Source organism: Mycobacterium sp. 852013-50091_SCH5140682 (assembly GCF_001665685.1).
GTDB lineage: Bacteria > Actinomycetota > Actinomycetes > Mycobacteriales > Mycobacteriaceae > Mycobacterium.
The window spans coordinates 84,433-107,135 of record NZ_LZTB01000044.1 but is presented as its reverse complement, the minus strand read 5'-3'; the positions used below and the strand labels follow the sequence as shown (position 1 = coordinate 107,135).

At 63.2% G+C, this 22,703-nt stretch carries 22 protein-coding genes; 16 read left to right on the top strand and 6 right to left on the bottom strand.

Going from position 1 to position 22,703, the window contains the following annotated elements:
* The first annotated feature begins 356 nt into the window (after positions 1-356).
* From A5784_RS14405 to A5784_RS14375, 7 genes are all read left to right on the top strand, one after another.
* Entirely contained in the window at positions 357-911 is a 555-nt protein-coding gene (locus A5784_RS14405; RefSeq protein ID WP_064945574.1) for a flavin reductase family protein, read from the top strand.
* A complete protein-coding gene (locus A5784_RS14400; RefSeq protein WP_082944849.1) occupies positions 908-1,996 on the top strand; it encodes an LLM class flavin-dependent oxidoreductase in 1,089 nt (362 codons plus the stop codon). Before A5784_RS14405 ends, A5784_RS14400 begins: the two co-directional genes overlap by 4 nt.
* Positions 1,997-2,162: 166 nt before the next feature.
* Complete coding sequence (locus tag A5784_RS39175; protein ID WP_064945573.1) at positions 2,163-2,366, top strand: cupin domain-containing protein; 204 nt, start codon at positions 2,163-2,165, stop codon at positions 2,364-2,366.
* Positions 2,367-2,639: 273 nt separating this feature from the next.
* A complete protein-coding gene (locus A5784_RS14390; protein WP_064945572.1) occupies positions 2,640-3,725 on the top strand; it encodes a phosphotransferase in 1,086 nt (361 codons plus the stop codon).
* A 59-nt stretch (positions 3,726-3,784) separates the two neighbouring features.
* Positions 3,785-5,089 (top strand): aspartate aminotransferase family protein, encoded by a 1,305-nt coding sequence (locus tag A5784_RS14385; RefSeq protein ID WP_156750568.1) that lies wholly within the window; start codon positions 3,785-3,787, stop codon positions 5,087-5,089.
* 24 nt (positions 5,090-5,113) lie between these two features.
* Positions 5,114-5,767, top strand: a complete 654-nt coding sequence (locus tag A5784_RS14380) for a 3,4-dihydroxy-2-butanone-4-phosphate synthase (RefSeq protein WP_064945570.1) — start codon at positions 5,114-5,116, stop codon at positions 5,765-5,767.
* A 615-nt stretch (positions 5,768-6,382) separates the two neighbouring features.
* Positions 6,383-7,867 carry an APC family permease gene (locus A5784_RS14375; RefSeq protein WP_064945569.1) on the top strand — a complete coding sequence of 495 codons (1,485 nt, stop codon included), beginning with the start codon at positions 6,383-6,385 and terminating at the stop codon, positions 7,865-7,867.
* Between the two features lie 71 nt (positions 7,868-7,938).
* Here the strand turns inward: A5784_RS14375 and A5784_RS14370 are convergent, their stop codons facing one another.
* Positions 7,939-8,517, bottom strand: a complete 579-nt coding sequence (locus A5784_RS14370) for a TetR/AcrR family transcriptional regulator (RefSeq protein ID WP_156750558.1) — start codon at positions 8,515-8,517, stop codon at positions 7,939-7,941.
* A 506-nt stretch (positions 8,518-9,023) separates the two neighbouring features.
* On the opposite strand from A5784_RS14370, the gene A5784_RS14365 reads away from it, so the two are divergent.
* A complete protein-coding gene (locus A5784_RS14365; RefSeq protein ID WP_082944846.1) occupies positions 9,024-9,350 on the top strand; it encodes a tautomerase family protein in 327 nt (108 codons plus the stop codon).
* A complete protein-coding gene (locus tag A5784_RS14360) occupies positions 9,347-10,009 on the top strand; it encodes a nucleotidyltransferase domain-containing protein (protein ID WP_064945566.1) in 663 nt (220 codons plus the stop codon). Before A5784_RS14365 ends, A5784_RS14360 begins: the two co-directional genes overlap by 4 nt.
* Here A5784_RS14360 and A5784_RS14355 read toward each other — a convergent pair.
* From A5784_RS14355 to A5784_RS14345, 3 genes are read right to left on the bottom strand one after another with little or no spacing between them, the layout of a single operon-like run.
* Positions 9,999-10,922, bottom strand: coding sequence for a LysR family transcriptional regulator (locus A5784_RS14355; protein WP_064945565.1), 924 nt, complete (start codon positions 10,920-10,922; stop codon positions 9,999-10,001). The two genes, A5784_RS14360 and A5784_RS14355, sit on opposite strands and share 11 nt — an antisense overlap.
* Positions 10,923-10,931: 9 nt before the next feature.
* Positions 10,932-12,158 carry a DUF3500 domain-containing protein gene (locus A5784_RS14350; protein WP_082944845.1) on the bottom strand — a complete coding sequence of 409 codons (1,227 nt, stop codon included), beginning with the start codon at positions 12,156-12,158 and terminating at the stop codon, positions 10,932-10,934.
* A gap of 16 nt (positions 12,159-12,174) precedes the next feature.
* A complete protein-coding gene (locus A5784_RS14345; RefSeq protein WP_082944844.1) occupies positions 12,175-12,924 on the bottom strand; it encodes an RraA family protein in 750 nt (249 codons plus the stop codon).
* A 305-nt stretch (positions 12,925-13,229) separates the two neighbouring features.
* Here A5784_RS14345 and A5784_RS14340 point away from each other — a divergent pair, with 305 nt between their 5' ends.
* The 4 genes from A5784_RS14340 to A5784_RS14325 all read left to right on the top strand — a co-directional run bounded on the left by A5784_RS14340 (position 13,230) and on the right by A5784_RS14325 (position 16,075).
* Positions 13,230-14,018, top strand: a complete 789-nt coding sequence (locus tag A5784_RS14340) for an SDR family NAD(P)-dependent oxidoreductase (protein WP_064945563.1) — start codon at positions 13,230-13,232, stop codon at positions 14,016-14,018.
* 55 nt (positions 14,019-14,073) lie between these two features.
* A complete protein-coding gene (locus A5784_RS14335) occupies positions 14,074-14,694 on the top strand; it encodes a VOC family protein (protein WP_082944843.1) in 621 nt (206 codons plus the stop codon).
* A gap of 65 nt (positions 14,695-14,759) precedes the next feature.
* Positions 14,760-15,425, top strand: coding sequence for a hypothetical protein (locus tag A5784_RS14330; RefSeq protein WP_156750557.1), 666 nt, complete (start codon positions 14,760-14,762; stop codon positions 15,423-15,425).
* A gap of 197 nt (positions 15,426-15,622) precedes the next feature.
* On the top strand, positions 15,623-16,075 hold the full coding sequence (locus A5784_RS14325) for a PPOX class F420-dependent oxidoreductase (protein ID WP_064945561.1): 453 nt from the start codon (positions 15,623-15,625) through the stop codon (positions 16,073-16,075).
* Between the two features lie 100 nt (positions 16,076-16,175).
* On the opposite strand, the gene A5784_RS37580 is transcribed toward A5784_RS14325, so the two are convergent.
* Positions 16,176-16,880, bottom strand: a complete 705-nt coding sequence (locus tag A5784_RS37580) for a GNAT family N-acetyltransferase (protein ID WP_082944842.1) — start codon at positions 16,878-16,880, stop codon at positions 16,176-16,178.
* Between the two features lie 190 nt (positions 16,881-17,070).
* Between A5784_RS37580 and A5784_RS14320 the strand changes: the two genes are divergently transcribed.
* The 3 genes from A5784_RS14320 to A5784_RS14310 all read left to right on the top strand — a co-directional run bounded on the left by A5784_RS14320 (position 17,071) and on the right by A5784_RS14310 (position 20,089).
* Entirely contained in the window at positions 17,071-17,304 is a 234-nt protein-coding gene (locus A5784_RS14320) for a hypothetical protein (protein WP_064945560.1), read from the top strand.
* Positions 17,305-17,529: 225 nt separating this feature from the next.
* Positions 17,530-18,687 carry an LLM class flavin-dependent oxidoreductase gene (locus A5784_RS14315; RefSeq protein WP_064945559.1) on the top strand — a complete coding sequence of 386 codons (1,158 nt, stop codon included), beginning with the start codon at positions 17,530-17,532 and terminating at the stop codon, positions 18,685-18,687.
* 19 nt (positions 18,688-18,706) lie between these two features.
* Positions 18,707-20,089: an NtaA/DmoA family FMN-dependent monooxygenase gene (locus tag A5784_RS14310; RefSeq protein WP_064945558.1), complete on the top strand. Its 1,383-nt coding sequence runs from the start codon at positions 18,707-18,709 to the stop codon at positions 20,087-20,089.
* On the opposite strand, the gene helR is transcribed toward A5784_RS14310, so the two are convergent.
* A complete protein-coding gene (helR, locus tag A5784_RS14305; RefSeq protein ID WP_064945557.1) occupies positions 20,086-22,308 on the bottom strand; it encodes an RNA polymerase recycling motor ATPase HelR in 2,223 nt (740 codons plus the stop codon). The genes A5784_RS14310 and helR overlap by 4 nt on opposite strands.
* Positions 22,309-22,703 lie beyond the last annotated feature (395 nt).

Below are 22,703 nucleotides of genomic sequence, written 5' to 3'. Positions count from 1 at the left end.
CCGATCGGACCAACACCGCCCCGGCACGACCGGCGCCGAGCCGTCGCGCACGTGCCGCCAAGCGCCACCGGCCCGGCAGCCATCCCAAGTGGCGGAGGGTCATCTCATCGACCGAGCTGCGAGCAGGCAATTCCACTGCGGCACAGTCGAACTGAGACCGAATCCGCACCGCAGCGCATTCATCCGGTCACGCTGATGGGTGGCGTGCAGGAAACGACGCCGGGAGCGTCTACGCGGTCGAAACAAGGGGGTTGACGGCCGCACTCGCCGTGTGTAGCGTGTGTCACACATTGAAAAAATGTTCAGAAAAAGCGTTCAAACTTCTTTGCGATGGATGGGCGCGAAAAGGAGTCACGATGGAGTCTCTACCCGCCGACGTGGTGACCGCAGAAACCATCCGGTCCGTATTGGGGCATTTCCCCACGGGTGTCATTGTTGTGACCGCGCATACCGTTTCGGGTCCGGTGGGTATGACGCTGCAGTCCTTCATATCACTGTCTCTGGATCCGCCCCTGGTGCTGTTATCGGTCGCCAAGACGTCGACGAGCTGGCCGCGAATCGCCGAGAGTGACCAGTTCGTAGTGAACGTCCTGTCCGAGGGGCAGTCGGAGCTGGCCCGCCAGTTCGCCCGCAGCGGCGCTGACAAGTTCGAGGGCGTCGACTGCGAGCATGATCCGCGGTTGGGCGGACCACTGCTGGCCGGGGTGTCGGCGTGGGTCAACTGCCAAGCCGAAGCCCAATACGACGGAGGCGATCACACCATCGTGGTGGCCCGCGTTCTCGCCGCCTCCGTCGCGGAGCCTCCCAGCGATCACGGGCACGTCGCACCGCTGGTTTTTCACCGGTCGAGCTTTCCCCGGTTGTCTCCAGACAGCCGACCTTCTAATTCGAAAGGGACATCACACCAATGAGATTCGGCATTTTCAACATTCCTTACGCGCTCGGGTACTCGGCCGGGAAGCGTACCGCCAAGGAGGTCATCGACTGGGACCTTCAGGTCACCCAGTGGGCCGACCAGTACGGTCTGGACGAGGCGTTCTTCGCCGAGCACTACACGCTCGGCGACGAGCCGTCGCCCGCGCCGGATCAGATGATCGCCGCGGCCTCGCAGATCACCTCCAGCATCACCCTCGGTGCCGCGGCACACCTGCTGCCGTACCACAATCCAGTCAGCCTGGCGTTCCGGATGATGTGGCTCGACCACCTCACGGGTGGCCGCTACATCGCGGGCGTGGCCCCCGGCGCCTACCCGAGTGACGCACAACTGTTCGGCACCGGAAAGAACAACCCAAGAATGCTGGTCGAGGCTCTCGACATCATCGAGGCGATCTGGACGCGCACAGGCCCGTTCAAGATCGAGGGCGAGTTCTTCTCCGTCGACATGCCGGCTTACGACGAGTCGATCGCGGGTCCGCACCTCAAGCCGTTGCAGAAGCCGGGCATCCCGTTGATGGTGACCGGAATGCAGGCGCATTCGCCGAGCCTGGCCGAAGCCGGCCGTCGCGGTGGCATCCCGATGAGCCAGCAGGTTCATGAGTCGGTTCTCGTCCACCATTGGGACACCTACGCCGAAGCTGCCCGCGGTGCCGGACACAATCCCACCCGCGCCGACTGGCGCATCTGTCGTGACTACTTCGTCGCCGAAACCGACGACGAAGCACGAGACCGAGTCCTCAACGGGGCGATGGGCAAGGTATGGGGCGAGTACAACATCCCGACCTTCGTCAACAAACTCCACATCGGCGATCTGATCTCCGGCGGAACAATTGCACCTGAAGACCTGTCAATCGAGTGGATGGTGGACAACTTCCTCATCGTCGGCTCCCCTGACACCGTCATCGGCAAGATCGAAGCCCTCCACGAGAAGGTGGGCGGCTTCGGCACCTTGGTGTCTTTCGGACACGAATATGTCGACGACGCCGACGCCTACCGCCGAAGCTTCGAACTCATCGGCACCAAGGTCCGCCCCGCTCTGCAACACCTCACTGCCAACTGACCCGTCCACACCGGGCCAATCAGCAACAAGAGAAGGAAGATATGGCCACGATCCGCAAGTTCAACCCACTCACGATCGATCTCGGTCCGCCACGCGCGAGGACAGTGACGCTCCGACAGCCTCGAACCGTCTCTACACCAGCCCCGACGGCGACCAGTTCCACGGGGTGTGGCAGGCCGAGCCGGGCACACACGGCAACCTGCCGGGCCAGGAGACCGTCTACGTACTCAGCGGCAAGGCAACGGTATCCGGGGAGAACGGCGACAGCATCGACGTGAGTGCCGGAGACCTTGTGTTCGTCGACGCGGGCGAGGTCGCCACCTGGACGGTCCACGAGACGCTGCGCAAGGTATTCGTCATCAACCAGTAACTGAGGTCGTCGGCAAGGGTCCAGTCTGGATCGTCAACCGCACGCTGTGGTTGACGATCCAGTCCGGTCCAGCTGACCAATCACATCGTTCATCTCCCGTCGAATCGTCGGCATCGGCCATCGCGGTGCGCGACCGCCGACCGACAATCCCGAAGACGGCTTCTCCTTCCCTACGCCACCGCACCTGTGACAGTCCGAGATTCACGTATGGCGACTATCAGCATTCAACGAATGCCGAACTCACGACCCACAGCGACGACACGAGGCATCGAAGTGACAGCGAACGCACACACACCGACCGATTTCTTCGACCGTCTCGTCGCCGAGAGCGGCCTCGCCTCCACCGGCACACCTAGCGACGTTGAAGTGGTCAGGTCGCTTATCGACAGTCGCTACGGTCTCTCGGGGACATTGTCACGCATCGCGACGGAGAAGGACGACACCTTCCGGCTGACCACAGCCGCCGGGACCTATCTGGTGAAAGTCTCCCCCGACGGTGAAGATCCCGACATCGTTGCGCTACAGACCGCCGCGATCCGCCACGTCAGCACTGTGGCACCGGATCTGCCCGTCCAGCAGGTGATCCCGACACTCGACGGATGCGGACACCACACCATCGATGCGACAACCGGCAAGTACCCCAGGATCTTGCGTGTCCTGCAGTTCATTCCAGGGACAACGCTGAGCCACGCCGACCCATCTCACGAACAGTTGCAGAACGTGGGCGGCATGCTCGCCCGACTATCGTTGGCACTCAAAGACTTCACCCATGGCGCCGACACACGGCTTGTCCTGTGGGATCTGGCCCACTTCCACCGTCTCGGCCCCTTGCGCGCCTACACCACCGATCCAAGCCACCTCGATGTCACCGATCGGGTAATCGCGGGTTACAACGAGACCGTGACACCGGTCGTGGCCGCCCTCGACACCCAGGTGATTCACGGAGACTTCAGCCCGTTCAACGTCGTGGTCTCCCCGAGCGATCCGCGTTATGTGACGGGCATCCTGGATTTCGGCGACGCGGTCCGCTCTGCCACCATCTTCGATGTCAGCGTGGCGATGGCAAACCAACTCAGCGCTGAGCTACCCGATCCCTGGGACCGTGCCGCGGCTGTCCTTTCCGGATATCAGCGAGTACGGACTCTGTCATCGAACGAAATGTCGCTACTGCCGCACACCGTCTTGGCTCGCCTGCTGATGCGAGCCCTTATCGCTGGGTGGCGTGCCCACCAGAATCCCGAACGCCACGAGTATCTGATGAGTCACGCCAGCTCTGATTGGGAAAACCTTGCCGCCGCGGCGGCGGTGTCACCGGATGAGGTCGCCGCACGCCTGCAGGCGCCACCATCACGCTTCTGAAAACTCTGCCCGAAGGAACACAGACGATGAGCCCATCTGCAGCCGGAACCCGCGCTCCCATGATCAACGGTTTCGACCCCATAGACCTCTCCGGACTCAGTCCCGAGGTGAGGTCCCAGTTCGCCCGCCGAGCGAAGGTTTTCGGTCCTGGGTACCGACTGTTCTATCGCGAACCGCTGGAGTTCGTCCGGGCCAGCGGAACACATCTGTTCGATGCTGACGGCAACGATTTTCTGGATGTGTACAACAACGTGCCCAGCGTCGGACACTGTCACCCGCACGTCGTCGAAGCCGTTCACCGCCAGATGCAAACGATCAGCACCAATACCCGCTACATCCAAGATCTCGTAATCGACTACAGCGAGCGGCTCACGGCAACCTTCCCGGCCGAACTCAGCCGAATCACCCTCACCTGCACGGGATCCGAAGCCAATGATCTGGCACTTCGCCTGGCGACCTTCGTCACCGGGAACGAAGGAATCATCGTCACCGAGAACGCCTATCACGGGCTGACCGCGGCCGTCGCCGCTATGTCACCGTCACTGGGCCCGGGGACACCGCTGGGCAAACACGTCCGAGTGATCGAAGCGCCAGATCGTCAGCATGCCGATGGCGGTGATATCGCGTCGGCGATGCGCGCTCGCGTGGCGACGGCCATTGCCGATCTCCAGCGTCACGGTTATGGGCTGGCCGCCTTTGTCGCTGACAGCATCTTCTCCAGCGATGGGGTGTTCACCGACCCCGCCGGTTTCCTCCAGCCTGTGATCGAAGAGGTGCACCGGGCCGGAGGCCTCTACATTGCCGACGAAGTGCAGCCGGGGTTCTGTCGTACCGGAGAAGCCTGGTGGGGTTTTCAGCGCCACCACATCGTTCCCGACATCGTCACCATCGGTAAACCGATGGGCAACGGCGTGCCCATCGCCGCGGCGGTATTCCGGCCCGAGATCACCGAAGAATTCGATCGTACGGTCCGCTACTTCAACACTTTCGGTGGCAACACGGCATCGATTGCCGCGGCGCAGGCCGTCCTCGACGTGATTCGAGACGAACAACTGCTCTCGCGGGCGCATACGGTCGGGACACGTATGCGCGACACGATCGCCACGATCGCCTCCGATCAGCCGGCGATCGGCGAGATCCGGGGCGTAGGAATGTTCATCGGTGTCGACATCGTGCGCTCGGATGGATCACCCGACCCGGACAAGGCCGCCGACCTCGTCAACGATCTGCGCAGACGCCGAATCCTTATCTCTGCCAGTGGTATGCACGGCCATGTGCTCAAGATCCGTCCGCCGCTGGTGTTCGACGACACCGACGCCGACCGGTTCCTGACCGAGTTCGCCGCGGCTGCCCAATCCCTCTGAACGACCACCCCGGGAGGCCCTCCCATGTCCGTCACCGTCGACGAATACATCACCAGGACCGCGATGTCACCCTCAGCCGACCTACAAGCCACCCTTACCCGGTACCGCCTCGGAGAACCTGTGATCGTGGGGCACCGGACGCGCAGTTTGCTCGCGCTCAACGGCGCGACGGCCGCTGCGACGGCAACGACTGCGCTCGTCACCCACGGCGCCGGCCTGATCTTTGTGGCCATGACCAGTCAACGCTTACGGGACCTGCAGGTTCCCCGGATGCCGTCCGATCCGAAATCGTTGTGCCCCAACAGCTATGTCGCTGTCGATGCGGCGAGCCGGATCGGAACCGGGATCTCCGCTCATGACCGCACCGAGACCATTCGCCGCCTCGCCGCACAAGACAGCACCGCCCAATCATTCCGCCGACCGGGCCATGTGATTCCGGTCGCGGCCGACATCATCGTCGGGTCTGTACCTGCCGACGCTCAAATCGTGCTGATGCTGGAAGAAGTGGCGACCGGCGCCGCCACAGCGGCAGCGTTCACCACGCTCATTTCGGTGGATTCGCCTTGTGATCTCGCCTCTCCTCCCGAGGGGAGGCGCATAGCGGACACACTCGGCTTGGGCTACGTCGATGCCGCCGACGTCACCACCGCCTACTACTGGTCAGCACCTGAGGGTTAAGCGCGTCCATCCGCATCCATCAATGCCTTATCGGTTCTTCGCCAGATTCCGTGTTGGTCTTGGTCGGGCCAATGATCGAACGCGCCGTTCTGGACAATCTGACCCATTTGGTCGCCGTGGCCAAGGCGTGGCGCGGCACCCACAGCGCTTGGTACCAATCGTGCCGGGTTTCACTCTGGCCATATTGCGGCCGCCGTATACCGAAACCGCCACCAGCACTGCATGTTTCCTGGACCGCGCACACAACGGACGAGCAGTTTGCCGCGGCTGGTCCCACACCATGGTGCGTGCAGGCAGCGCGAGCAATCAGCAACACAAAAGTCACATTCAGGGATTGACCTAGGTCACATGCGGGGCTACATTGTGATCTAGCTAAATTTGAACTTTTTTCCAATACAGAAGTTCAAACAAGCGTTCCGATATCGACCGTTCCGCAAGGAGACAGAGATTCCGGCGCCGCGGCAGTCCGAGGGCCGCGCCGCAAAAGGACCATCCACTTGGGCTTCTTGGTCACTTCGACCAACACATTGGCAGGGGCCTGGCACAAGCCCGTGCCGCACGCTTCACGTACACCAAGCCGCGGGTGGAACCTCATCCACACTATTGGGAGACACAATGGAAGACACACACGACGCGGACTCTGGGAACGCCCCCAAAGGCACCGCACTCGTCGGCCACATGGGAACCACAAAACTGATCTTCACAGTCCTGTCGTTCTCGGCGCCCCTTGGTGCCATCGCCGGCGTGGTACCGCTGGTCATCTCGGAAGGCAACGGCGCCGGAGCGCCCTGCATCTACGCCCTCATCGGTGTCGTACTCGTGCTGTTCGCCACCGGATTCACCGCAATGGCGAGGGTCTTCCCCCGGACGGGCGCGTTCTACGCCTATGTCACCGGCGGTCTGGGTCGCGAGGCCGGCATGGCCGCCGCATTCCTCGCCCTGCTCGGATACGTGACCTGCCTGGTCGGCATGTATGCCTTCTTCGGCGATTCGATCAATCTTCTTGTCGGTTCGTTCGTAAAAGGCGACACGGTGCCCTGGTGGATCCCAGCGGTACTTCTCTGGGTCGCCGTCGCGGCTCTCGGGCACTTCAACGTCGACCTGTCCGGAACCATCCTGAGCGTGCTGATGGCCTTTGAAGTGATCATCGTGATGGTGTTCAACTTGCCGGTGCTTTTTACCGGCGGCCCCCACGGATTCCAGCTGACCTCATTCACTCCCTCCGCATTCACCTCGGGCTCGGTCGGCATCGCCATCCTCTTCGCCGCCGCCACGTTCATCGGCTTCGAATCGACCGCTGTCTATAGATCCGAGGTCAAAGACCCCTCACGCACTGTGCCGCGGGCCACCTATCTCGCGATCATCCTGATCGGCCTGTTCTACGTTCTCTCCTCCTGGGCACTGGTCACCTTCTACGGGCCAAACAACGTCGCGGACGTCGCCACCACCAACGGAACAAGCATGTTCGCCGACGGACTGGCGTACTACGCCGGCGACACCGCCGCCAAGATCATGCGCTGCCTCGTCGTCACCAGTCTGTTCGCCGCAACGCTCGCCCCACACAACACGGTCGCCCGATACGTCAACGCCCTCGCTCGCGACGGAGTGCTACCGAAGGCTCTCGGCAAGGCCCATCCCAAACACGGCTCACCCGCGATCGCCTCCGCAGCCGTGGCCGTGATCGTCCTGATCCTCGTGCTGCCCTTCACCGGACTGGACGCCGTGAAGTTCTACTCCTGGATGTTTGGCATCTTCTGCTACGCCATCCTGATCGTCATGACGCTGACAAGCCTGGCTGTCATCGTCTACCTGCGTCGCACGATGCACAGCGAGAACTGGTGGCGATCACTCGTCGCCCCCGGTTTGGGATTCGTCGGCCTCGCATCGTTTGTCGCCATCATCGCGTGGTACTTCCCCCTGCTCATCGGCGGCTCGACCGTACTGGGAACCGTCCTGCAGGTCTTCATCTACGGCACCGGCGTAGTCGGGTTCGTCCTCGCGCTGCACTGGAAGAAAGCCCGCCCGGACATCTACCGCCGACTGGGCGGCCAAACCGGTGACCCCCAGGACGACGACCGCGACCAGGTAGCCGTCACCTAAGCACCTCCACGTTCAGACCACCTCGTTGACCGCGCAAATCCGAAAACTCTTACACCGCAGCGCGTCTCAGTTCAACTGAGGCGCGCTGTGGTCTTCCGTCGAGAAGCGGCACGCCGCCCAGCCTTCGCCGGTGCACTTTCCTGATCAAGCACCAGTCGAATGAAGGGCTCGGCCTGCTCTGGAGCGGAAATGGAACCACCCATCACCAACTGCACACCGATCCCCTCCCACACCGCTTCAAGCTGCTGCGCCGTCTGTGCGCTATACAAACGTTCGATCGCGGCCCGGGCCGTGACCGACCAGTTCTCCACTAGCCCGTGATACACCGGATCCCGGACCGACTGGGCATACAGCTCGAACAACAAGATTCGATCACGCGGATTGCCGTACATGATATGCAGGTGATTGAGCACAGCCCGCACAAGACTGTCCTCATCCGAAGCAGCCTCAAAGGCAGGGGTAAACCGATCCGTCTGGCGGCGGACCCATTCGGCGAACGCCTCGAAAATCAACTCATCGATGCTCTCGTAGTGATAGCTCACCGATCCGATAGCGACCGACGCCGTCGATGCAATCCGACGGTGGTTGACGCCACGCACCCCGAACTCAGCTGCCACGGTCAACGCAGCCTCGCGCAACGCGAGCCTCATAGGCTCAGACCGTGGACTCTCCCGCGGCACAATGACCACCAGCCCTTCTCGCAGCGCGTTTAAAATCCTGTTCAAACTTCACGGTATCAGCACCTGGCGGCAATTCGGCAGACGCCACCCTGTCCCCGACTGCGACATTCCGCAGGCCGAGGTAAAGCTGCCAGTCTAGAAATCAAGGAGACCAGGGGAATCTCTCGATTGTACGACCAACTGCTGGCGGGTAATTCATCGCCAGAGCCGGGGACGAATTGCAAGCGGACCCACGTCGCGGCGGCGAACACAATTATCGTCCCGTTGACCGCACCCTGCCGGTCTCCCGCCAGGTATCTGAAAGGTTCAGCTCACATCATTGCGCGATATAACCCGCCTCGAAACCCAGGTGCAATCCAACCGCACCAACACTTTTCGATCAGCGGAGCAGTGAGTTGGTCTGCAAAATACAATCGCCGCAATCGAGAATTCGGCCGATAATCCAGTACAACTCCGGCCAATCAAAGGAGCTTGATGTGCCACTCGTTCGTATCGACATGATCCGCGGCCGTACTCCCGAAGCTGTCCGGGCTATCACTGACGCTGTCCAACAGCCGCTAATCGACGTACTCGTAATACCTGAACGCGACCGGTTCCAAATTGTGAACCAGCATGAGTCAGACGAAATTATCGCACTCGACGCCGGACTAGACTTCCAGCGGACCAAAGGCACCGTCATCGTCCAGATCTTCACCCAACGCGGCCGAAGCACTGAAACCGAGCGGCTCCTATACCGCACGCTCGCCGTCGTGCTGCGCAAGAACTTCGGCGTTGCCCAGCCGAGATACCCTGAGCCGCGATGACGAATTCCGCACCGCACGATGCACTTCCGCCCGGCGGCCGGATGCCCTCTGCCGAGGAGCTCGACCGGCTGTGGGCCCCATGGACTCCGGGCGAGGTGGCCGAGCGGCTCGCGCACGTTCAGGCCCCGTGGTGTGTGGCCGGCGGCTGGGCGATCGACCTGTATCTCGGTGGCACACCGCGACTTCATTCCGACATCGAAATCGCCGTTCCCCGCCGGGGTTTTCCGGAGATCGCCGACGCGTTGCCGGGCTTCGAGTGGGATGTCGCCGGCGCCGGGCGACTCTGGCCGTACGCCGATGCGGGTGAGCATCCGGACCTTCATCAGACGTGGTGCCGAGATCCCGCGAGCGGTCGCTACCACCTCGACGTATTCCGCGAGCCGCACGACGGCAACCGGTGGGTGTGCCGACGAGACCCGTCGATCACGCTGCCCTACGGCGAGCTGATCGGTTTCCGCGACGGCATGCCCTACCTCATCCCCGAGGTGGCGCTGCTGTTCAAGGCGCGCCGCGCCGATCCCAAGGATCAAAACGACTTCGATCGGGTCGCACCGCGGCTGACCGAGACCAGCAGGGCTCGCCTCGCAGGTTGGATCACTCGGCTCTATCCCGACCATGGCTGGTTGGGGCAACTCGCTGACGCACGTCTCATGCGGTGACGTCGGTGACAAGTTGCTGCTGAATCTCCCTAGGTACGCGCACGCCCCGCGCCCGCAGTTCGCCGATGAAGCGGGCGGCGAGCGGGTCGGGCGCTGAGGGAGTGATGGCCACGAGTTGGCGGAACCAGCGCGGTGAGAAGGACCGCACAGCTCCAGGAAAACCCTCGCCGACCGCGCTGATCGGCGTGATGGCGACGCCGAGCCCGGTAGCGGCAAGCTGTGGTGCGGATGCTGTCACCGCGGTTCTCATCACCGGATCCGGACGGACACCGGCCTCGGCGAGCGAATAGTCAAGCCAGGAGATCAGACCATTCTCGGGAGCGAAGTGAACGATGGGGACGCCGTCGAGTTGATCGAGTCGCACTGCGGGCTGTTTGGCCAGGCAATGGTCCGATGTTGTTGTCAGCACAATCTCTTCGTCTGCCACCGGAGTCACCGTGAACCGGTCAGGAACGGAAGTGGGGGCGGCAGCGAACGTCACATCGACCTCATCGTCGTCGAGCACTTGCACAAGCTCGTCCATTGAGGTCGATTCCCGCAGCGTAAACCTCACTGCGCGATCGCTTTGGATCCATTGTTGGATCACAGGGCCGAGGAACGTGACCGTGAGGCTTTGTGCGCAGGCGAGCCGCAACGACCCGCTGCCCCCTTCCCCGACGACGCGCGCTGAGCGCATTGCTGCAGCTGCGGCATCGAGTGCCCGCCGCGCGTCGGACAGGGCCGCACGACCGGCGGGCGTCAGCCTGACTCCACGCCCTTCGCGATGGAACAACTGTGTGCGTGTCTCACGTTCGAGTGCGGCGAGCTGTTGGGACACTGCGGGCTGCGACGAATGCAGCGCTTCCGCGGCGCGGGTGATCGATCCGTGGTCAGCTACTGCCACCAGGGACTCCAGCGCCCGCAATGACACCATTTCCGCAGGCTACCTGTTGAGAGCCGCACTGGGAGAGTGTGCCCTCAGCGCTCCATGCGCGGCGTGGTGATGATGGGCGAGGGTGTCGACTCCGAAGTCGCCCGTTGGATCCCTCCAGACCGCGTGAACGTGGTTGGCGCGGCGTTGGGTGTTGTCATACTCGATCAGGATTCTGGGGCCTTGGATACGGTAGTAGTGGGGTTCGCCGGCATTCGTGGCCCCGGCCCACGCGACGTGCAGCGCGTCCAATTGGTCGTCTCCCCGGTACCGAACCCGGTACGACTCCGCGATCGGTTCGGCCGCCCGGGTGAAGTACAGGTCGAGCAGAATCCGCAGTGCATCCCGCTGCGTCGCTGTCATGGCGGCTGCCGGCAGGCCTTTCGGCACCCCGGTCAAGGCGACTTGAGCGTCGTCTTCGGCCGAGTAGCCAGAGCCTGACTGCATCGCTTCGTTGACGTGGTTGAGCTGGGCTGCCACCATGCCGTCGGTGAACCGACCTCGGAACACGTCGGGCAGGGGAAGCCGCTGGTTGCCTTCCGAGACCCGAGAGCGGTTTGCTCCAACAAGATCCGACACTGCCCGTGGATGAATCAGCGCACGCGTGCGCTGATCGCGATCGAAGGATCTCATCAAATCAAGGGCAACGTCCTGCACGCTGACCAGTGGTTGCAGAACGCTGCCGATCAACGGCGCAGCGGCGGGGTCCGCCCCCAGGAACAAGGGGGTGGTGGATACGACGCGTCCGTCGACGATCAGTTGATTGACGGATACATGGTGACCGCCGAATCGCCAGCCCCACAGTCGATCACCCGGCGACCCGAATACGCTCACGTAATACATACCGGGGTCTCTGCCCCGCTCGCGCTCGAAGGTCATCGACCACCCTTCCAAACGGTCGAGCACGTTCTCCATGCCCATGACCGTGACCAGGGTGACGTATCCGGCCTCTGAGAGTCCGGCCGCAAGAATCTGCATTGCCAGCCTATGCTGCGCCGGGCGCTGGTCGACCAATGGGAGGCCGCCGTGGTCGGTCGGAGTGTAGAACCAAAGCAACCGCTCATGCTCCGATTTCCCGGGAGGTGCGAAAGTGGCTCGTGCGCGCTGCTCGCTGGACAAACTGTCAAGCCATCCCGCAACTTTTGCGGCCAGTTCGACGACGAGTGGTCGCGTCGCGTCGAGCGCACTGATCTCAGCGGCTGTGCGGGGTGGTCGGAAGGTGAACGTATCGAAGGTCATTGCCGCTTATAGTGTTTCAGTCTGTCCTGCCGTACAGATAGTCGATGAGGACATCGACCGGCTCGTCGGCCTTCAGCAGGGCATCGAAACCAATCTCGGACGACGCGATCTGCTCTGCGCGCTCAAGGACAGCGTGGATGAGGTCACGCGGGATGCAGCAAATTCCGGTTTCGTCGGCGACGATGAGATCGCCGGCTGTGACCTGGATGTCGCATAGCCGGACCGTTCCGTTGACCTCGGTGGTGACGCTGCGCCACTTGCCGGTGATCGGGGTGTGGTCACGCGACCACACAGGGAACTGCAAGGAGCGCGACCTTCCCAGATCGCGGACACCGCCGTCGACTATCGCCCCCGCCACGCCCTGTCGCTTAGCTACCGCCGCCATCAAGCCGCCCATGTTGGATACCTCGGCAAGGCCTTCAATGACCAGGATGTCCCCGGGCCGCGCGGTCCTCAGGGCGAGGATTTCGGCCATGCGCCAATCCTTGTCGGACACGGCGGCAAACGCTGACCGCGACTGATCCACGTTTCGAACCGTCGTGGCGTTTCCGACGATCCGTTCCTTCGGCATCGACGGACCCAGGCATGACGCGGGGATTGCACCGCGGACGCCCAGCTCGTCGAGCACATCGGACACGGTACTGGACAGGTCATCGAGGGCGAGGAAGCGCTCAATCGTCGTGGCCTCGGTCGACGGGTGCGGGTGGTGAATCGTCGCCCAGTCGAACCTCACGTTGGCAGATCCCGCGCGCCTCCGGTCAGTCATTCAAGCCTCCTCGCTAGAACACGTTGTGATGCAATCGGTTCCGACGCGAACATCGCCGTCCCGCCAACCACTCAACCGTATCCGAGGCAGTTTCGACTTGCCCTTCGATCTTTGAATGGCAGCCATTCGTCGTTCTTCTAGCTCGCAGTCCCCAATTGATGAACGGAACTACGCGATATCGCGGCACTTGCCAAAGAGGGTCAAATCACTTAGCTTTCAACGTGACTCGCTCATCACATGCGAGATTCGAAGCTCGCATTTATCAGGACGTCATCGAATGACGGCACTATCAATGGAGATAGCAAATGGACTACTTGCTTTCAGGGAAGACGGCGATCGTCACCGGCGGGGCGTCAGGCATCGGGCTGGAAACAGCGAATCAGCTGCTTGCCGAAGGCGCCAACGTCCTGGCGGCGGATCTTGACGTCGCCCCGCTGGCCCCTCGACAGGACCCGCGGCTCCGGTCGTTCCAGTGCGACCTCACAGATTCACACTCAGCCTCGGCCGTGACAGCTGCAGCGCTGGAGGCGTTCGGCTCCATCGACGCCCTGATCTGCTGTGCCGGGATCGCGCCAGTCCGTAGCAGCTCACTCGAGGGAACAGACGCCGATTGGAGGCGCACGCTCGACGTCAACTTTCTGAGCATCGTGCGGATGTGCCGCGAAGTGGTGCCTCACATGAAAGCCGCCAACGGGGGATCGATCGTCAGCGTTGCCTCCGACGCCGGCCGAATGCCTGACCCCTTCTTCGCCGAGTACAACGTGTCCAAAGCGGCGATCCTGATGTTCATGAAGACGCTGTCGATTGAATTTGGTGGTGCTGGAATCCGCGCCAACACCGTCAGTCCAGGCCCTGTACGCACACCAATGTGGGACCGGCCGGGCGGATTCGGCGATTCTGTAGCTGAGTCCTTCGGGATGGAGAAGGAGGCTGCAATCGAACACTTTGCCGTCAATGTTCGCAAACTTCCGCTCGCCCGACTCGGCACGGTAGCGGAAGTAGCCGCGGTCAACATATTCCTCGCGAGCCCACTCGCATCATTCGTCACAGGTGCCGAATACACGGTGAACGGTGGCAGCATTCCGACCGTTTGACACGAAAACGATTACATACCAATAGGATCGAAACTCGAAAGCCCGATCGCTATCTGTGTGGCGCGCGGTCTCGCTGACGATAGAATTGGAACTGGATGTACATGTGATGACCCAATCTATTCCTACCGCAACCAATGTCGACCATATCGGTTGGTCGGTTCACGACCTGGATGCCGCCGTGTCCTTCTGCGTCGAGGTTCTCGGGGGTCGAGAGATTCTCAGGGCCGGCCCTTTCTGCGATGCCTCGGGCGACTGGATGTCTACGCATTTCGATGTCGATGCTCGGGCCTCGGCATCTCTTGCGCTCGTCAGGCTCGGTGCGACTCAGGTGGTGGAGTTCATTCAATGGAGTACCGCGAACCGTGAGGTGGTGTGGCCGCTGAACAGTGATGTCGGAGCGTCCCACCTAGCGATTCACGTCAGTGACATCGACCAAGCGATGCGGTACCTGCAAGAGCACGGATGCAGCGCGTGTGGCGACCCGATCCTGCTAGAAAACGTGCCTCATGCCGGCATGACAATCCTGTACGTCCGAACACCTATCGGGCTGCTGCTGGAACTGGTGTCACGCCCCGCCCATGACCTCCCGTACGAGGCCACCACTGATGCACGACTGCTCGTGCCGACGCAGGAGTGGAACAACGGACAAGCTGACCTTCGAGAGGAAATCCCATGAGCGTTGAAACCCTTGCCGGCCCGGGCACCATCCCGCTTCCTCGAGAGATCGTCAAGGACGCCCGAATGATGATCATCGGGTACCGGCCGGCGGATCCGGCCGCAACGCGGCAGGCTCTCCCGAGCACGTTGGAACCTCATCCCGACGGGATCGTGCTACTCAACCTCTGGGCCGCCGAGGATCCCGGCCTCTCTTCGGGGATGGGAACATACGGGCGACTCTCCTGCGGCTATATCGCTCCAGAAGTCAGCGGCTACGACACACAGACAAGCGATGGCAATACAACTGCGCATGGCCGCTTCTTCGCACATCACTGGCTGGAGTCGGAAGGCATGCGGTCCTTTGCCATGGCGTCATGTGGGAACCGCGCGGACGTCGGATGGGTGAAGCACACCGAACCCCGTCCCGGCGAACTGGTCCAGGAGCTCTACGTGGACGACAAAGTTGTCGTAAGAACGACCTCGTCTGTCGGTACCGACCGGTTGGCAACGATCGGCGGACACCTGAACTACTTCACGACCTTCGCCGGCCCACACGATCCCGAACAGATTGCACGGGTAGCGGTACCGTTCGTCGCTGCCGTGAAGGAGGCACAGGTCAAGTCGATCGAATGGCTCTTCGGCGGCGATCACCCCGCGGCGGCGCTTGCCCCCGGCTCGGACCCGGAGGTGGTCAGCGTCCTCTACGGCGACATCACTTGGGCGCCGTTCACCGTAGCCGAAATCCTGTGAGGTCGTCGGTGCCAGCAGTCCAGTTCCCCGCCCGACGCATTGCATCGCCGGCGTTCAACATGACTCGTTGATCACCAGGCGGTATCCGAAGTCCACATTCCGCCGGACACTGTCGCGACGGCAGCCTCTCTCTTGGCCAAAGTGGTTCAAGTTATTGGGCGTTCACGTCGGGTAAATACTTCGAAAGGTAGACAACGATGGCTTATGACCTTCATCCAGAGGCCCGTGCTCTCATCGAGTCACGCCCTTGCGCCCATCTGGTGACGATGCGACCCAACGGCCGCCCGCATGTTTCCTTCATCTGGATCGACGTGACTGATGACGGGCAGATCCAGTTCGGAACACCCCCGTGGCGGGTCAAGGGAAAGAACCTCGCACGCGACCCGAAATGCATCCTCTCGATCCAGGACAATCAAAAGCTCGAAAGCGGACTAACCCGACATCTGCTCATCGACGGCATCGCGTCGATCGACAACGATCCCGAACGTGGCCAGAGATTCATGGACCAGCTGTTCCACAAGTACACAGGCGCGCCCAGATTCGAGCTGAACGAAGATGGACATCTCCTCGTCACTGTTGATATCACGCGGGTCTCCGGCGTCGGCCCATGGCACACCGGTAAGACGACACCCTACGGAACCCCTATCTGAGCTAGCCCAGAGCATCCTCGATGACATCGATTCCTTGGCCCTAGCGGTCAGTCAGCACTGCCAGACGATGAACGATCGCGGCTATCGGTGCTTAGCTCGCTCAACTGCTTTCAGCAGTGAGAAACCTAAGTTTCCCGATGCGGGGTAGCCCCAGACGTTCAGCTACACGTTGCGAGGACAAGTTGTCCGCGGAAGTGCTGTAGTACAGGCGAGGAACCCGCCCCACGCATTGCGATGCCCAGGCGCCGACCAACGCGGCTGCCAGGCCATGACCACGCGCAGCGGGCAACGTCCACACACCCGCCTCCGTACCGTGTGGCGACCATCGCGCGGTTTCACAGATCCCCAAGACCTGATCGCCGTCAGTCGCCGCAGCCCAGGGAAACTCGCTGTCCAACAGTCGTTCCCAGTCGGATTGCGCACCCCAGTCCGACGCGATCCGCAACCGGCAGGCATCAGTATCAGCGGTGGTCATCACATGAACCCCCGGCACAACGATACGGGCTGGCCGGGAACAGTCGTAGCTCACCGTGACTTCGCGGCGGAGCGGGCCGAGCACCGGCGCCAGCACCGAATGTAGCCCGTCCAACAGCGATGCTGCCGTGCAGTCGGACAGCTCCGCAGCCACTGCACGGACCGCTTGTGTGCTACTGGCCGGAAGAGTTGGCGCGACATGGAGACGCCAACTGCCGTCGGCCTGGACAATCACAACCGGAGGGATAGGTTCTGCGCCGACGCTGTCGGATCCCCAGACAACCTCGATCTCGCTGGCAAGCAGGTCCAATGCAGCAGGCTCGATGGACACGGCGGCAACCAAACCAAGATTTCAGCGAACTGTCCAGCGAATATCGTTACCCACAACGGCCATTCAGAATGGTGCCACGTCAGTTCCGTGCTATTCAGCTTGATGGCGGTCTGCGGTGAAACCGCAGGACACCAAGGCCTTTCAGCCCCGCGAGACGAACGCAAGGGTTGGCGGAGCAAGAGGAGTCCGGATGTGCATCGGCGGACGGTCCGGTACCGGGAAGACCAGCGTCGGCTTCGAAATGCACGCACAGCTGAGCGCCACCGACATCCCTCATTGCCTCATAGACGGTGACTTCCTCGACATGGCCCACCCGACCCCATCGCAGGAGCACGCCCTCGCCGAACGCAACCTCGCAGCCATGTGGGCGAACTATCGGACACTCGGCTACTGGAACGACACCTCGCATCCAGCAACGAGATGAGCGGGAAGCAATTAGCCCAGCGAATCAAACCCCGTCGTGCACCCCAGCACCCCCCTCGCCGCGTGTGAACTGGACAGGTTGATCGAACGACTTCGCATCACCGTGCGCCGATCCCTGGAGGCCAGGTCACGACCGGTTGGACACTCGCGGAGGCCGCGGGCGGGGATTATCGATCTGCCCGGCCGCGTTGGCGTCAGAGACCGCGACCGAAAGTGAGGACCATCCGTGGCCGCACCCCACATCGCCGTCGCACTCGACGGGACCGGATGGCACCCGGCGTCGTGGCGTGAGCCCGACGCCCGCCCCACCGAGCTGCTCACGGCGCAATACTGGACCGACCTGGTGACCGAAGCCGAGTCGGCGTTGCTGGACTTCGTCACCATCGAGGACTCGCTCGGGCTGCAGTCCGACCATCCGGGGCGTCCCGACGAACGCACCGATCGGGTGCGCGGCCGGCTCGACGCTGTGCTGATCGCGGCCCGGGTGGCACCGCACACCAAGCAGATCGGGCTGGTTCCCACCGTCATCACCACACACACCGAACCGTTCCACGCGTCGAAGGCGATCGCCACACTCGATTACGTGAGCTCCGGCCGGGCGGGCGTACGGGTTCAGGTGTCCCCACGCCCCGACATCGCCGCGCACTTCGGACGGCGCCGGCTGCCAGCGAGATCAGCCGGACTCGTCGATGAACTCTTCGATGAGGCCACCGAATACGTCGAGGTGGTGCGCAGGCTGTGGGACAGCTGGGAAGACGATGCCGAGATTCGCGATGTGGCCACCGGACGCTTCATCGACCGGAACAAGTTGCACTACATCGACTTCAGCGGCACCCAGTTTTCCGTGAAAGGTCCCTCGATCACGCCGCGCCCGCCACAGGGGCAGCCGATCGTGGCCGCGCTGGGACACGTCGACCCCGCCTACGCGCTGATCGCGTCGAGCACCGACATCGGCTTCGTCACCCCGCATGGTGCTGCCGAGGTCACCGATCTGGCCGCGGGGATCGCCGCGCGACGGGGACGTGGCGCCGCGCCGGTGCGGGTATTTGCCGATCTGGTGGTGTTCCTCGACGACGATGCCGACGCCGCACGGTCCCGCCGTGCACGGTTGGACGAGCTGGCCGGCAGTGAATACGTCAGTGATGCAGAGATTTTCACCGGAACACCAACGGGGCTGGCAGATCTGATCCAGGAGTGGCACGCCGCGGGCGCCGCGGGTTTTCGGCTGCGTCCGGCTACCGTGCCGCACGATCTGCAACAGATCACCCGCGCGCTGGTGCCCGAGCTGCAGCGGCGCGGGTTGTTCCGTGACCGCTATGAGGCCGCCACGCTGCGCGGCCTGCTCGGCCTCGACCGCCCCATCAACCGGTACGCCACCGCGTGAAATCCGACAAGGACCCCGTATGAGCAAGCCCATCAAGCAGATTCACCTCGCCGCACACTTCCCGGGCGTCAACAACACCACCGTGTGGAGCGATCCCGCATCGGGCAGCCACATCGAGTTCGATTCGTTCGTGCGCTTCGCCCGGACTGCCGAGCGGGGCAAGTTCGACTTCCTGTTTCTCGCCGAGGGATTGCGCCTGCGCGAGCAGGGCGGCCAGATCTATGACCTCGACGTCGTCGGCCGGCCCGACACGTTCACTGTGCTGGCGGCCCTCGCCGCGGTCACCGACCGGCTGGGCCTGACGGGCACGATCAACTCGACGTTCAACGAACCGTACGAGGTGGCACGGCAATTCGCCTCGTTGGACCAGCTTTCGGACGGGCGCGCGGCATGGAACGTGGTGACATCGTGGGATGCCTTTACCGGAGAGAACTTCCGCCGCGGCGGCTTCCTGCCAGAAGATCAGCGATACGAGCGAGCCGAGAGTTTTCTGGAGGCCGCGCACACGCTGTTCGACTCATGGCGCGGTGACGAGATCGTCGCCGACAAGGCGAACGGGCGGTTCCTGTCCGATGCGCGTGCCGGTGAATTCTCCTATCGCGACAGTCATTTCGACATCAGCGGCCGCTTCAACGTCCCACGCAGCCCGCAAGGCAGGCCCGTGATCTTCCAGGCCGGTGACTCCGATCGCGGGCGCGAGTTCGCCGCCGCAGCGGCCGACGCGATCTTCTCCCGCCACGGGACTCTGGAAGAAGGCCAGAAATTCTTCGCCGATGTCAAGGGCCGGCTCGCCAAATACGGCCGCGGCCACGACCAACTGCTGATCCTGCCCGCCGCGACGTTCGTGCTCGGTGACACCGACGCCGAAGCCGCCGAGCTCGCTCATGAAGTGCGGCTGGCCCAGGTGTCACCGCAGACCGCGATCAAATTCCTCGAACAACTGTGGAACCGCGACCTTTCCGACCACGACCCCGACGGTCCGCTCCCCACTGTCGACCCCATCGTCGGCGAGAACACCATCGCCCGCGGCCGCGCCAGCGTCCGGATGCACCGCGACCCCATCGCCACCGCCAACGAATGGCGAGCCAAGGCCGAGGCCGAGGGACTGAACAGCCGCGAACTCATCATCGAGGTGACCGGCAGGCAGAACTTCATCGGATCGGCCGCTACCATCGCCGAATCCATCAATCATCTGGTCCAGGCCGATGCCAGTGACGGTTTCATCCTCGTACCGCACGTCACGCCGGGCGGTCTCGATCCATTCGTCGACCGGGTGGTGCCGCTGCTGCAAGAACGCGGCGTGTTCCGCGCCGATTACGACGGCACGACCTTGCGCGAGCACTTGGGCCTCGACGTCCCCGATCCGTCCGGCGCGCAGCACCCGACCGCGGTCACCGGCTAGCGTTCGTCGAGCCCGGCCAGCGCCGGCGGCAACGGATCGCGGTGCAGGACACCGAGCCGCTGGGTGGCGCGGGTGAGGGCGACGTAGAGTTCGGCCGCACCCCGCGGCCCGTCGGCCAGGATCTGCTGCGGCTCCACCACGAGCACCGCATCGAACTCCAGTCCCTTGGTGGCGGCAGGTGGCACGGTGCCTGGCATCCCCGCCGGTCCGATGACCACACTCGTGCCCTCGCGTGAGGCTTCCTCCTGGACGAATTCCTCGATGGCAGTACTCAATTCATCGTCAGTGACTTTGCGGGCCCATGGCTTGACCCCGCACGCGCGCACCGACTCGGGCGGTTGGACGCCCGGCGCGAACTCGGCCAGCAGCGCGGCCGCGACCTCCATGATCTCCGCGGGTGTGCGGTAGTTCACCGTCAGCGGCCGATACACCCACCGGCCGGCGCGGTTCGCGCCCTTGGCTTCTGACGGCACATACGGTTCCAGCACCGACCCCCACGATGTCGCCCCTGCGGCCGACCGACGCTGCGCGAGATCGCCCACGATCGTGAACGACCGCCGCGGGCAACGCCGCATCAGCAGCCGCCAGTCCATCTCAGACAGTTCCTGCGCCTCGTCGACCACCACATGCCCGTATGTCCAATCCCTGTCCGCGGCTGCACGTTCAGCGAGCTCACGGCCGTCCTGCTCTTGGAATCGCTCCGCCAGTTGCTCGGCGTCGAGGAGGTCCGCGGCCAGCAGGTGATCCTCGTCGTCCATCAGGTCCTCGCGGTCGACCATCAAATCGAGCACTCCGGCCGCGTAGGCGGCCTCCTCCTTGCGCTGCCGCTCGGCCGCTTCGTCGGCTGCCTTGTCGCGGCCCAGCAGATCGACCAGTTCATCGAGCAACGGCACGTCGGACACCGTCCAGGCCTCGCCGTCGGTGCGGTACAACGCGTCGTCGGCGCCTGCCGCGCTCAACCGCTCACGTGACGTATAGAGCTGCGCCAGAACATCTTCGGGGGTCAGGATCGGCCAGAGCCTGTTGAGTGCGGCGGTGAACTGCTCGTGATCCTCGAGTTCGTTCACCACGTCGGCACGCATCTGGGCCCACGCGTGCTTGTCGTCGCGCGTCAACCAGCCCTTCCCGATGCGGGCGACGGCACGTTCGGTGACCACATAGGTGACGACGTCGATGAACTCGGCGCGGGCCTCGTTGTGCGGCAGGCCGGTCTTGCGCGCCTCTTCCCGGGCCCACTCCGCGGTCGCGGCGTCGATCCGAACCGTGACGTCCGAAAGGTCGATGGGAATCGGCTCGTCCGGCAGTTCCTGACGATCCGCCACGGCAGCCGCCAAGACGTCGAGCATCTTCAAGGATCCCTTGAACCGCGCGGCGTCGTCGGTGTCCTCGGCACTCACACTGAGGCCAGGAACGAAATCACCGGTGGTCATGAACACCGCCTGTGACTCTCCCAGCGACGGCAGCACGCGCCCGATGTGATTGAGGAATTCCGAACTCGGGCCCACCACGAGGACACCGTGGCGTTCCATCTGCTTACGTTGCGTGTACAGCAGATAGGCAACCCGGTGCAGAGCGACCACCGTTTTGCCGGTGCCCGGGCCACCCTCGATGACGAGCACGCCGGAGTGCTCGAACCGGATGATCTCGTCCTGCTCGGCCTGGATCGTCGCGACGATGTCGCGCATGCCCTCCCCGCGCGGCGCGTTGACCGCGGCCAACAGGGCGGCATCGCCAGGGCCGTCGAGTTCCTCGCCGAGTTCCGCGCCGGTGGGGCGGCCCAGGGTCTCGTCCGTGAAGTCGATCACCCGCCGACCACGGGTGTGGAACTGACGACGTCTCCGCATCCCTTCCGGGCTCGCCGCGGTCGCGACATAGAACGCGCGAGCCAGCGGCGCCCGCCAGTCGAGCAACAACGGTTCGTAGTCGTTCTCGCTGTCCAGCAGGCCCAGGCGGCCGATGTACAGGTGTTCGTCGTCCAGAGTCTCCAGCCGACCGAAGCACAGACCGTAGTCAGCAACATCCAACCGCTGCATCTCCCGGGCCATCGCGCGCACCTCGGCGTCGCGTTCGACCAGCGTGCTGCCGTTCTGAGGGTCGACGGGGCTGCTCAACGCCGCCTTATAGCGACGGTTGGCCTCGGCCCGCTCCCTGTCGAGGCGTGCGTACAGCCCGGCTACGTACTCGCGCTCGGACCGCAATTCGTCTTCGTACTCTGACATACTCTCGCTTTTCGCTCTTACACCTCACGGCACACCGGTGCCGCATTCCCGCCGAGTTCTGGTTCAGGCCAGCGATTTTGCGCCATACCCCCGGCCTTGCCGCAAGCCCCCCTATGCGCTATAGAGTGGAAAGGGAAAGGCGCGCACATTGGTCGCTCCGTATCTCTGACGTGATCGCCGCCGTACCGCTCGGCCGGCCGATCCATTCTACGGCCATTCCAGGGTCTGCTGCCACGCGCCACCAGCGGTCTGATCTCTCGCCAATGGACAGTATTGATGGCGCACAACACTTTTCGGGTCGCCACGTGATGCCGTCGCCAGCACCAGCTTATCCGCAGCTCTTCCGGCTAGCTGGAAGACCGGGTTGGGTGCCAGCGCTGACGACATCGGGGCCC

Coding starts and splice junctions, on each gene's coding strand:
- helR (WP_064945557.1), bottom strand. CDS start 22,308: ATGTCAGAGTACGAAGACGAATTGCGGTCCGAGCGCGAGTACGTAGCC.
- A5784_RS14340 (WP_064945563.1), top strand. CDS start 13,230: ATGGACTACTTGCTTTCAGGGAAGACGGCGATCGTCACCGGCGGGGCG.
- A5784_RS14325 (WP_064945561.1), top strand. CDS start 15,623: ATGGCTTATGACCTTCATCCAGAGGCCCGTGCTCTCATCGAGTCACGC.
- A5784_RS14310 (WP_064945558.1), top strand. CDS start 18,707: ATGAGCAAGCCCATCAAGCAGATTCACCTCGCCGCACACTTCCCGGGC.
- A5784_RS14355 (WP_064945565.1), bottom strand. CDS start 10,922: ATGGTGTCATTGCGGGCGCTGGAGTCCCTGGTGGCAGTAGCTGACCAC.
- A5784_RS14400 (WP_082944849.1), top strand. CDS start 908: ATGAGATTCGGCATTTTCAACATTCCTTACGCGCTCGGGTACTCGGCC.
- A5784_RS14405 (WP_064945574.1), top strand. CDS start 357: ATGGAGTCTCTACCCGCCGACGTGGTGACCGCAGAAACCATCCGGTCC.
- A5784_RS14380 (WP_064945570.1), top strand. CDS start 5,114: ATGTCCGTCACCGTCGACGAATACATCACCAGGACCGCGATGTCACCC.
- A5784_RS14345 (WP_082944844.1), bottom strand. CDS start 12,924: ATGACTGACCGGAGGCGCGCGGGATCTGCCAACGTGAGGTTCGACTGG.
- A5784_RS14350 (WP_082944845.1), bottom strand. CDS start 12,158: ATGACCTTCGATACGTTCACCTTCCGACCACCCCGCACAGCCGCTGAG.
- A5784_RS14370 (WP_156750558.1), bottom strand. CDS start 8,517: ATGAGGCTCGCGTTGCGCGAGGCTGCGTTGACCGTGGCAGCTGAGTTC.
- A5784_RS14330 (WP_156750557.1), top strand. CDS start 14,760: ATGATGATCATCGGGTACCGGCCGGCGGATCCGGCCGCAACGCGGCAG.
- A5784_RS14360 (WP_064945566.1), top strand. CDS start 9,347: ATGACGAATTCCGCACCGCACGATGCACTTCCGCCCGGCGGCCGGATG.
- A5784_RS14320 (WP_064945560.1), top strand. CDS start 17,071: ATGTGCATCGGCGGACGGTCCGGTACCGGGAAGACCAGCGTCGGCTTC.
- A5784_RS14375 (WP_064945569.1), top strand. CDS start 6,383: ATGGAAGACACACACGACGCGGACTCTGGGAACGCCCCCAAAGGCACC.
- A5784_RS14385 (WP_156750568.1), top strand. CDS start 3,785: ATGATCAACGGTTTCGACCCCATAGACCTCTCCGGACTCAGTCCCGAG.